The 9,155-nt window shown below is 68.1% G+C and carries 11 protein-coding genes; 8 read left to right on the top strand and 3 right to left on the bottom strand.

Translation table 11 applies throughout. The features are described 5' to 3' along the window. Window positions 1-965: 965 nt before the first annotated feature. Window positions 966-1,928 (top strand): zinc-dependent alcohol dehydrogenase family protein, encoded by a 963-nt coding sequence (locus AAH979_RS41970; RefSeq protein ID WP_346263687.1) that lies wholly within the window; start codon window positions 966-968, stop codon window positions 1,926-1,928. A gap of 14 nt (window positions 1,929-1,942) precedes the next feature. Next, window positions 1,943-2,347, top strand: coding sequence for a transposase (locus tag AAH979_RS41965; protein ID WP_346263686.1), 405 nt, complete (start codon window positions 1,943-1,945; stop codon window positions 2,345-2,347). Window positions 2,348-2,378: 31 nt separating this feature from the next. Here AAH979_RS41965 and AAH979_RS41960 read toward each other — a convergent pair whose 3' ends face one another. Next, window positions 2,379-3,005, bottom strand: coding sequence for a helix-turn-helix domain-containing protein (locus tag AAH979_RS41960; protein WP_346263685.1), 627 nt, complete (start codon window positions 3,003-3,005; stop codon window positions 2,379-2,381). A gap of 39 nt (window positions 3,006-3,044) precedes the next feature. Between AAH979_RS41960 and AAH979_RS41955 the strand changes: the two genes are divergently transcribed. Together AAH979_RS41955 and AAH979_RS41950 are read left to right on the top strand one after the other, a co-directional pair. Further along, window positions 3,045-3,773 carry a hypothetical protein gene (locus tag AAH979_RS41955; protein ID WP_346263684.1) on the top strand — a complete coding sequence of 243 codons (729 nt, stop codon included), beginning with the start codon at window positions 3,045-3,047 and terminating at the stop codon, window positions 3,771-3,773. Window positions 3,774-4,004: 231 nt separating this feature from the next. Beyond that, window positions 4,005-4,694 (top strand): HD domain-containing protein, encoded by a 690-nt coding sequence (locus tag AAH979_RS41950; RefSeq protein ID WP_346263683.1) that lies wholly within the window; start codon window positions 4,005-4,007, stop codon window positions 4,692-4,694. Window positions 4,695-4,793: 99 nt separating this feature from the next. Here AAH979_RS41950 and AAH979_RS41945 read toward each other — a convergent pair whose 3' ends face one another. Further along, entirely contained in the window at window positions 4,794-5,369 is a 576-nt protein-coding gene (locus AAH979_RS41945; RefSeq protein ID WP_346263682.1) for a TetR/AcrR family transcriptional regulator, read from the bottom strand. Window positions 5,370-5,452: 83 nt separating this feature from the next. Between AAH979_RS41945 and AAH979_RS41940 the strand changes: the two genes are divergently transcribed. Further along, window positions 5,453-6,085, top strand: a complete 633-nt coding sequence (locus tag AAH979_RS41940; RefSeq protein WP_346263681.1) for an NAD(P)H-binding protein — start codon at window positions 5,453-5,455, stop codon at window positions 6,083-6,085. Between the two features lie 2 nt (window positions 6,086-6,087). After that, complete coding sequence (locus tag AAH979_RS41935) at window positions 6,088-6,891, top strand: GDSL-type esterase/lipase family protein (protein WP_346263680.1); 804 nt, start codon at window positions 6,088-6,090, stop codon at window positions 6,889-6,891. Between the two features lie 64 nt (window positions 6,892-6,955). Here AAH979_RS41935 and AAH979_RS41930 read toward each other — a convergent pair whose 3' ends face one another. Then, window positions 6,956-7,588 carry a hypothetical protein gene (locus tag AAH979_RS41930; protein ID WP_346263679.1) on the bottom strand — a complete coding sequence of 211 codons (633 nt, stop codon included), beginning with the start codon at window positions 7,586-7,588 and terminating at the stop codon, window positions 6,956-6,958. Here AAH979_RS41930 and AAH979_RS41925 point away from each other — a divergent pair. Then, window positions 7,571-7,894: a hypothetical protein gene (locus AAH979_RS41925; RefSeq protein ID WP_346263678.1), complete on the top strand. Its 324-nt coding sequence runs from the start codon at window positions 7,571-7,573 to the stop codon at window positions 7,892-7,894. The genes AAH979_RS41930 and AAH979_RS41925 overlap by 18 nt on opposite strands. A 53-nt stretch (window positions 7,895-7,947) precedes the next feature. Next, entirely contained in the window at window positions 7,948-9,090 is a 1,143-nt protein-coding gene (locus tag AAH979_RS41920; RefSeq protein ID WP_346263677.1) for an NAD(P)/FAD-dependent oxidoreductase, read from the top strand. The last annotated feature ends 65 nt before the right edge of the window (window positions 9,091-9,155 follow it).

Below are 9,155 nucleotides of genomic sequence, written 5' to 3'. Positions count from 1 at the left end.
GTGCACAGACGCCGCACCGGTAGGCCGCCGGCGCGGTTCCTATGGTGCAGGTCCTGTTCCAACGGCCCCGGCCCGAACCCGCGTGCCGGTTGTCCCGGCAACGGGCTCTCCAGTGACTGCTACCTGAGCGTGATGGCAGGTTGCCGATCGTGGATGCTGTCGTGGCGGGGTGGGCACAGAATCAAGGTCTTGCGCGGCATCCTGGCCATCTGCTGCGTCCACGGTGGTTGTGGCCGTCCCGGCGTGATGAGCTGGGCCGGCCACGGACGCTGTAGTGCGCATCCGGCAACGGGAGCGGCGGTGGCACGTCCACCGGCGGCTCTGCCGCGGCGAACGCGGCCTTGATGCAGCTGTGGTGGGCCGCGACGGTCTTCTCCACCGCCTCCGCACCGGTTGTGCCACAAATGCCACCGGTGCGACATGCTGGGCCTGAGGAGCATCGGCCCGGGCGGCCTCGGCGTAGGTGCGGCCGCGGTCGCGGCAGATCACCTCGATCTCGGGATGGCCGGCCAGCCACGCCGCGACCGGTCCGGGCGTCGCGGCCCTCGATCACCTCGATCACCACAGTGCGGCCGCCGAGCGCGGCGTCGGCAAGTCGTCGCCGGTACTTCCCGTGCGTACGAACAGAAGTCCTGCCGCGTCGCAGGCACCGACCCCGACGTATACGCGACCGCGCCCGCAGCACAACCGTCGCCGCCGATCGGTCGACTACCTCAACGACCACATCGGACAGATGCGGAAAGACCTTGATCAAAATTGATGGCACCGCGCCGTTCTTGGCCCTCACCGCCCGAGCCGCGGCGAGGATTCACTCACGATTGTCTAGCGCGTCCGAGCGCAGGTTCTGAGGCAAACAATCGAGCACTCTCTCATTTTAGCTAACCGGACGCCGGCGTCCGCTAGCGTCCCAAGCAGCCAGGGGTCGCTTACGGCGGCTTTGACTTAGCTCACGAAGAGGAATAAAAGTGAAGGCAGTCGCGATCATCGAGTTCGGCGGTCCCGAAGGGCTGGCAGTCATCGACATCCCCGGCCCGGTTCCCGCGCAGGGACAGGTACTGATCGCCAGCGAGGCGATTGGCGTCGGAGGCGTCGACGTCATGATCCGAAGCGGTGCTCTCGCTGCCTACGGCTACCGAGAGGGTCATATTCCGGGCGGCGAGGTGGCGGGGACGGTGACCGCGGTGGGCGAGGGCGTCGACCCCGCATGGGTCGGGCGGCGCGTGTGGGCGTTCACTGGCACGGGCGGCGGCTATGTCGAGCAGGCGATCGCGCCGATCGGAGAAGTCGTGCCCCTCCCGGCGGGCCTCTCTGCCGTCGACGCCGTGACGCTCGGAAGCGCCGGAGTCGTGGCCCACTTCGGTCTCTCCCACGCTCACTTCTCGTCGGGCGAGGTCGTGCTGGTGCGCGGCGCGGCCGGCAGCATCGGGATCATGACGGTCCAACTCGCGGCTCTCGGCGGTGCCAGCGCTGTGGCAGTCACCACCTCCTCCCCTGAGCGTGGTCGTCGATTGCGCGACCTCGGTGCGACCCACGTGCTGGACCGCTTCGGCGAAGGAGGGCCGGACGATCCCACCGGCTACGACGTCATCATCGACGTGGTAGCAGGTAAAGACATGCCTTCGTTCTTTGACAGGCTTAAACCTGAGGGTCGACTTGTGGTTGTCGGCGCCGTCGGGGGCCAGCCGCCGGCAGACTTCGGCACGAGATTGATGGCCGCCTTCCAGAAGTCGATGTCCTTCGCCACCTTCAGTGCCGCGACGGTAGCCGAGCCCGCTCGACGTGCGGTGAGGATCGAGCAGTTCGCTGCCGCAGGTCGCAGCCAGCTCCAGACAGTGGTGCACGACGTGCTACCGCTGGAGCACGCCGCGCTGGCGCACCAGAGGATGGAGGCTGGTGAGGTCTTCGGAAGAATCGTGCTGACCCCGTAATCGCATGATCACAGATGACGACTGGCTCACCCGGCACGACGTCCCCGGGCTTGTCGTCCAGGCGCACACACATCTGCCACAGAGCACGCGCGGCGGCCGGCTGTGCATGGGTCACAAAGCGTGGCGGCGTACGGCTGGCGCGCGGCGTCCGGTTCGCCATGCTCGCCGGCACCGCCCCGATCCCCGCGTCCTCCGGCAAGACCATCCGCTATCAGCTCAACCGCTCGGGAGACCGTCAACTCAACCGCGCCCCGCACACCATCGTCCTCACCCGCCTACAACGCGACGAACGCACCCGCACCTACGCCGACCGCCGCCGCACCCAAGGGAAGACCGACCGAGAGATCAAACGCTGCCTCAAGCGCTACATCGCCCGCGAGATCTACCGGCACCTCGAAAGCCCGCCCCCAACCACTTGACGCGGCATAGGAGCGTCGGCACCCGTACCGGTCAGCTCAGCAGTTCCCGGGCCAGCGCCCCGTTCCACCACTGCTCGACGCGATCCGGCGCCCAGCCGCGCTCGGTGGTCAGGACGGCGTAGACGTCAATGCTGCAGACAGCCGCATAGATGTCGACGGCGGACGGGACGTCCAGGCCAGGGCGGAGCACCCCGGGCGGCCACGACGAGAAGACCCGTACCCGAGTCTCGTCACCCCGTCTGCGGCCGTCGAGGTAGGTTGTGGCCAGTTCGGGCTCGGTACGGCCCGCTTCGCGGATCAGCGTGATGACGTCGCCCGAACGCTCGAACAGCCGCCGGTCGTAACCGGCCATCGCGGCGAGTTGCCGTTCCGGTGTCGCGGCCGGGGCCTCCAGCTCCGCAAGCATCTGCGCCGCGTCAGCCGACAGGTCAGCCGCGTCGGCCAGGGCCCGGGTCAGGCCGGACTTGTTCCCGTACGCCGCGTACACGGTCGGGACCGAGACGCCGGCCTCACGCGCCACGTCGCGGACGGTCGTACCCGACCAACCGTGGGTGACGAAGAGTCGACGGGCGGCCTGGGCGATTTCGGCTCGCGTCTGCTGGGCCTGCGTCGTGCGGCGTACGGACTCGTAGCGCCGCCGGCCGGGTTCGGCGGTCATGCCTGTCTCCTATCGCTTTACGCTAGCTATAGTGAATACATGTCAAGTAAAGCCAAGTTCACCGTACCGTCGAGCATCGGCTTCCACCGGCTCAGCGGCATCGCCGCGATCGGCTTCGCCACCATGATCGTGGTGGCCAACCTGATCGCCGTACCCGCGGGCCTGCCACAGACCGGCGCCGACATCGGCGAGGTCGCCGCGTTCTTCAGCACCAAGTCCCACATCGTGGGTCTCACCACCGCCCTCACCCCCGCCGCATGGATCCTGGCCACGCTGTTCGGCGCAGGTGCGGTCGCCGTGCTGTGGCAGTCGGAGCGCGACCGGGGCGAGGCGTGGTCATTGCTCGGATTCGCCGGCCTGGTGCTGCAGAACGCCACCTTCGCCGCGGTCATCGCGATCCGCCTCGCGCTCGCGTCGGCGGCCACCGATGACGCCGGCGCGGCGGGGCTGTGGGCGCTGCACGACTGCCTGTTCACCCTCAACGGCACGTTCCTGGCCCTGGCCCTGATCGGACTCTCCATCGCCGGCCGGCGCGCCAACCTCATCCGGCGGTGGCACGGCACGTTGGGCCTGCTGTCCGCGGCACTGCTGTTCACCTCGGCCACCCTCGCGCCGCTCGTCGTCGACCGAGCGGGCCCTTTCGGCCTTCTCGGCCTGGTCGGCTGGCTGCTGTGGGTGGCTTGGATCGTCGCCTACGGCACCATCCTGATCCGCCCGAACCATGGCCCACGATCTCCGGGGGTGGATCCCCAACTGGCGACCGGATGACTCAGAAACCCTTCCACAGGCGGATCGGCCGCAGGAAGGTTCCCGGCACCCAACCTCCTGCTGTCCACACACGTCCTCGCGGCGATCATGGCGCTCTGGCCGATTGCCGTGGCCACATCGCTACTCCCCCATACCGACAACGACCAGAAAACGACGACCTACTCGACCTACGGCGGATGCGACCCCAGGACCGAACCAGCCACACCCGTACCGCTCAGAGAGGGTGACCTGATGGATCAATACGGGCAACTGCCGATCCCGCGCACCGACGTCGCGGTGAGCACGCTTCGCTTCGTCAAGAGCATCGAAGACGCAGCCATCTTCAACCACAGCATGCGCACGTACCTCTACGGACGATTTCTCGGCGAACAGCAAGGTCTGCGGCCCGATCGCGACTACGACGACGAACTACTCTTCGTCGGCTGCCTCCTGCACGATGCCGGGCTCAGCCGTGAAGGCAACGGCGACCAGCCCTTCGACATCGACGGTGCCGACCTGGCCGCTCGCTTCCTCACCGGACAGGGGCTGGCACAGGAGAAGGTGGAGATCGTCTGGGACGCGATCGCACTGCACCTGCACTACGACATCGCCATCCGGAAACGTCCAGAGATCGCACTGGTGAGCGCCGGTGCCGGATTCGACCTCGGCCCCGATGGGCCGTATCCCCTACCCGCCGGCTACGCCGACCGCATCCACGACGTGCTTCCCCGTCTGCACGCCGCCGCCGTGCTCCACGACACGATCGTCGGCCAGGCGCTCGACAAGCCACACAAAGCCCCGCCATTCAGCATGCCGGGCGAACTCGTTCGCCAGCAGACCAACGCGATCTGGCCCACCTGGGAACAACTGATGACCCAATCCCCACACTGGAACGACTACGACGGATACCAGCCGGGCGGCGATCGTCACACGTCCCGGTAGCCCCGCCGTAAACGACGTTCACAAGGACCCGCGAGGTTGCGGAACGGTCTGGCCGGATCCCGACGGATCCGGCCAGACCGATCCTTCGGCGGTAACGGGCTACAACAGCGGACGGACAACTGCCCGGGCCAGCGCCTCGGCGAATGCGCGTGGGGCCGCGACGGCAGCCGCCCCTTGGGCGTAGTAGCGCAGGAACGCCTCATTGAAGCACCCGCCGATCAGTAGCGACGCGGTCGCGTCCGGGTCCGCGTCCGGGCTGATCCGCCCGATGGTCTGCTCGGCCCGCAGATAGGTGGCGAAGATGGCGACCGCCTTGTCAGGGCCGCCGCCGTGCCGGCTCATCGCCACCCGGTGTGCCGCCATCCGCTGCGGGTCGGCGAGAAGCGCCCCCAACATGGGGATCGATTGCTGGTAGAAGTCCAGGACCGCGTGCGCGAGTTCGGCGAGGTTCTCCTCGACGTCGCCGACGCCGGGGTGGACCGAGACCCGGGACAGGCCGGGCAGTCTCTCCTTGAGGACGGCGAGCAGCAGTTGCTCCTTGTCGGCGAAGTACTTGTAGAGCGTCGGCTCCGAGACCTTCGTCGCCTGCGCGATCTCCTTGGTGGTGGCCAGCGCAACCCCGCGGGTCCGCAGGATGCGCTCGGCCGCGTCGAGGATCCGTTCCCGCGTGCTCATGCCGCCTCGTCTCTCAAGTTGACAGGTTAGTGATTACTAGCCCAGTATGGGGGTTAGTAATCACTAACCCCGGGAGGACCTGCATGCGCATCACTGTCTTCGGCGCAACCGGCGGCACCGGCCAACACGTCGTACGGCACGCACTCGCCGCCGGGCATCACGTCACGGCAGTCGTACGGGACCCCGCACGCCTGCCCCAGGCGGACCACCCGCGACTCACACCGGTGATCGCCAACGCCATGGACCCGGAGGCGATCGAGGCAGCCGTGACCGCCCAGGACACAGTGGTGTCGGCTCTGGGGCCTCGCACCAGAGCCGACACGTCGGTCTGCGCCGACGGCGCCCAAGCGATCATCGCCGCGATGCGCGCCGGCGCCACCCGGCGCCTGATCGTCGTCACCGCTGGCGGACACGTCGTCGACGCCGGCGACGGGCCAGTTACCCGCACCGTGGTCAAACCACTGCTGCGGCGGTACCTCAAACGGGGATTCGCCGACTTCGCCCGCACCGAGCAGGCCGTCCGGGACAGCGAACTGGACTGGACGATCATGCGCCCGCCGCGACTCACCAACGGCAAGCACCGCCCATACCGCACCGCCATCGATCGAAACGTACGCGGCGGCATCACCATCGCCCGTGTCGATCTCGCCCACGCCATCCTCGCCGCGCTGGACGACCCGAGCACGGTCCGCCACACGATCGCGCTGGGGTACTGACCATGAAGAGGCGAATCATCCTCGCCGCGTGCCTGCTCCTCGTCGGCGTACTCGGCACCGTGGGCACCGTCGGATACCTCACGTTCGTCCGGTCACCCGCCAACCCGCCAGGCGACGCCTGCGCCGACGGACGCAAGCCGGGCTCGCGTCCCGTGGTCGTCGCGGCCGGCGCCAGCATGACCCAGGGCACCCTCGGCGCCGACTGGGTGGGCGGGCTACGTGCTCGGCCGGAACATCGGGCATACGAGTTCGTCAACGCCGGCGTCAACGGCAGCACCAGTGCCGACCTGCGACAGCGGGTCGACACCGACATCGTGGCGTGCAACCCGACCGCCGTCACGATCCTGATCGGCACCAACGACGTACGCGACGGGGTACCGCTGGAGCGTTACCGGGACAATCTCGGCGCGATCGTCGATCGCGTCAAGTCCCATACCACCGCCCGGATCGCGCTGATGTCCCTGCCACCGCTCGGCGAGGACCTGACCAGCGAACTCAACCAGAGGCTCAGCGGGTACAACATCTCGATCAAGGAGATCGCGACCCGCGCCCAGGTCGACTACCTGCCCGTGCACGAGCGGATGGTCGGCCTCCTCCGACAGCGCGGCGGTGACCCGACACCGTACGACTTCAGTTTCGTCCTGGCCTTCTGGGCGGCGACCCAGCACTATCTACTCGGGCAGAGCTGGGACGAGGTCGCCCGAAACGGCGAACGCGAACTACTCGTCGACCACATCCATCTGAGCGACCGAGGCGGAGCAGTCGTCACCGATCTCGCCGCCCGCTGGCTGGCCGGTGACCAGTGAACCTCAGGTAGCCCATGGGTTACCCAACACTCTCCGAGGCGCTGGCCGGGCCGCCCGACGGCCGTCAGGGCGGCGGCAGCTGGCGGACGCCCGACTCGTAGGGCTCGAACACGACGCCATCGGGGCCATCGGCGCCGAAGAAGTCGCGGAAGGCATACTCGTCCGTGAGCATTTCGTGGAGGAAGCTGCTCAGGGAGAGCTCGTACGGTTCCACGTCGTTGCCGCTGCGGAGGTTGACGCCGATGGTCCACTCCTCCGGATCGCTCTTGGCCGCGATCCAGAAACCGTAGCCGCCGTTGTCGGTCCAGAAGCACGGATGCAGCTGTCCCGGCCCGAACAGCGGCCGCCACTTCTCCCCGTCTTCGGCGGCCGGCTCAACGGTCGTCAACCGGCGGGCGTTCGCCTCCTCGGTGTAGATCCGCTCCTGCTCGACAAGCATGTCCACAATCCCGCCGGGCTGCTTCAGCGACCGCTCCCCGGTGATCAGGTTGCCGAAGTCGCCCACGCTCGCCGGGTGCAGCAGGTTCAGGAATTCGCCGAAGCCGCCGGGTGGGAGCCGCTCGCACAGCCGCTTGTAGTCGGAGGGCAGTGGGTGCCCCAGGGCTGCCTCGATCGCCGGCCAGTCCAGTCGCGGGGCCCGGGGACCGTGCCAGCCCGCCAGATCAACGATGCGCTGAACGTGATCGTCGTCGGCCACCTGCTGACTCCCGTACGCCGCTGGGCACCCTTCCACGGCGCATGCTACTCAACGGCCGGTGATCGCAAGGCGCACCGCGTGGTGTCGGGCGGGGTCATGGACATCCGCCACGCTGGCACCGTACCGACCTGGTACGGCCAGTTCGGCACGGTCCCGGCCGGGACGTCCCTGCGGTATCGGTCAGCCGATCTTCGCGCCGACGTGGATCGCGACCGCGTCGTGCGCCCGGATGTTCGCCTGGAACCACCCATTGCCGTCCACGATGATGACCGACCCGGTGGGACACTGCCGTTGCAGTACCAGTGAGGCTCCACCTCTGACCGCCCAGCAGAGCGTTGAACTGGTCTTTCCCCTCGAGGTTGCCGTTCGACCGCATCCATGAATGTGGTTGCGGCGTTGGACGCATCGGCCCCGGCCCCATCGGGATGTTCGTCGAACGGTGGCTGGCCCGCCTCCCCCTACCGTTCGGCGACGCGGACCGGGACGCCGGCTACTGGTGGAGACCTCCGTACGCCTGGATCAGGCGCAATGACACGAAGCCCGATCATGCTTCAGGCGCACCGCCGACACCACGTCCCGGCCAGGTCAACCAGGGTGACAGGATTGTGGAACCCCACAGGCGTGCCCACCGCTCGGTCCTCCTACTCGATGCCGAGGAGGGCCGCAACGCCCCGGCAGAGAGCGTGCACAATTTCCTCACCCGCGACGGCACACCACCTGCCCAGTTGCGCAAGCTTGGACGCGAGGAACTGGCCGCATACCCGGCCGTTCGGATAAGGCCCAGTACGTGTGTGGCGGCCTACGTTCTCGACGACGGCGGCTTCCGCCTAGACCTGTCCGACGGCGGTACGGCAGAGGCACGCCGGCTCCTGTTGGCCACCGGGCTGGCCGACGAGCTTCCCGGACCGCGCGGAATCGAAGCGTTGTGGGGCCGATCCGCCTTCCACTGTCCCTATTGCCACGGCTATGAGTGCACTGGCAAGCCGGTCGCGGTGATCGGCGCAGAACCGGCCCGCGTACGCCTGGCACTGCAACTGAGCCGCTTCGCCGCCGACGTCGTGCTCTGCACTGACGGTGAACCGCTCGACCCCGCGTCGCGCCTGAAGCTGGAGTCGAACGGCGTCGCCGTGCGCTGCGAAGCCATTGCCCGCTTGGAGGCGACGGGTGACCAGCTGGAACAGATCGTGTTCGAGAGCGGCCCACCACTGGCCAGGGACGCGGTGTTCGTCGTCAACGTGCCGCGCCAGCGCTCCGACCTGGCCGCGCGCCTCGGCTGCGCTTCCTTCGCCGATGGGTCGGTTGAGGTGAACGAGTTCGGGCGAACAAGCGTGCCGGGCGTGTACGCGGCAGGTGACATGGCGCGGCGGGCCACCGTACCTATGCCGCTGGCTGCGGTGATCACCGCCGCGGCCAGCGGCACCGTCGCCGGCGCGGTCATCGACCAGGACCTACTCTATGTCGATTTCGACCTGCCCAACCCGTTCGCTCAGGCAAAGGGCTAAGCATGGTAGCCGCAGAACTCACTCAAAACGCGCCCGGCGCCCCGTCAAGGGCGAGCAACGTGCCG

The sequence above is a fragment of the Plantactinospora sp. ZYX-F-223 genome (genome assembly GCF_039649625.1).
Classification (GTDB): domain Bacteria; phylum Actinomycetota; class Actinomycetes; order Mycobacteriales; family Micromonosporaceae; genus Plantactinospora.
Note: the sequence above shows the minus strand (reverse complement) of the source record. Positions and strands in the feature narration are given on the sequence as shown.

Bases quoted from the DNA above. Each gene is read 5' to 3' on its own strand.
- AAH979_RS41940 (WP_346263681.1), top strand. From the start codon at position 5,453: ATGCGCATCACTGTCTTCGGCGCAACCGGCGGCACCGGCCAACACGTC.
- AAH979_RS41950 (WP_346263683.1), top strand. From the start codon at position 4,005: ATGGATCAATACGGGCAACTGCCGATCCCGCGCACCGACGTCGCGGTG.
- AAH979_RS41945 (WP_346263682.1), bottom strand. From the start codon at position 5,369: ATGAGCACGCGGGAACGGATCCTCGACGCGGCCGAGCGCATCCTGCGG.
- AAH979_RS41960 (WP_346263685.1), bottom strand. From the start codon at position 3,005: ATGACCGCCGAACCCGGCCGGCGGCGCTACGAGTCCGTACGCCGCACG.
- AAH979_RS41955 (WP_346263684.1), top strand. From the start codon at position 3,045: ATGTCAAGTAAAGCCAAGTTCACCGTACCGTCGAGCATCGGCTTCCAC.
- AAH979_RS41965 (WP_346263686.1), top strand. From the start codon at position 1,943: ATGACGACTGGCTCACCCGGCACGACGTCCCCGGGCTTGTCGTCCAGG.
- AAH979_RS41935 (WP_346263680.1), top strand. From the start codon at position 6,088: ATGAAGAGGCGAATCATCCTCGCCGCGTGCCTGCTCCTCGTCGGCGTA.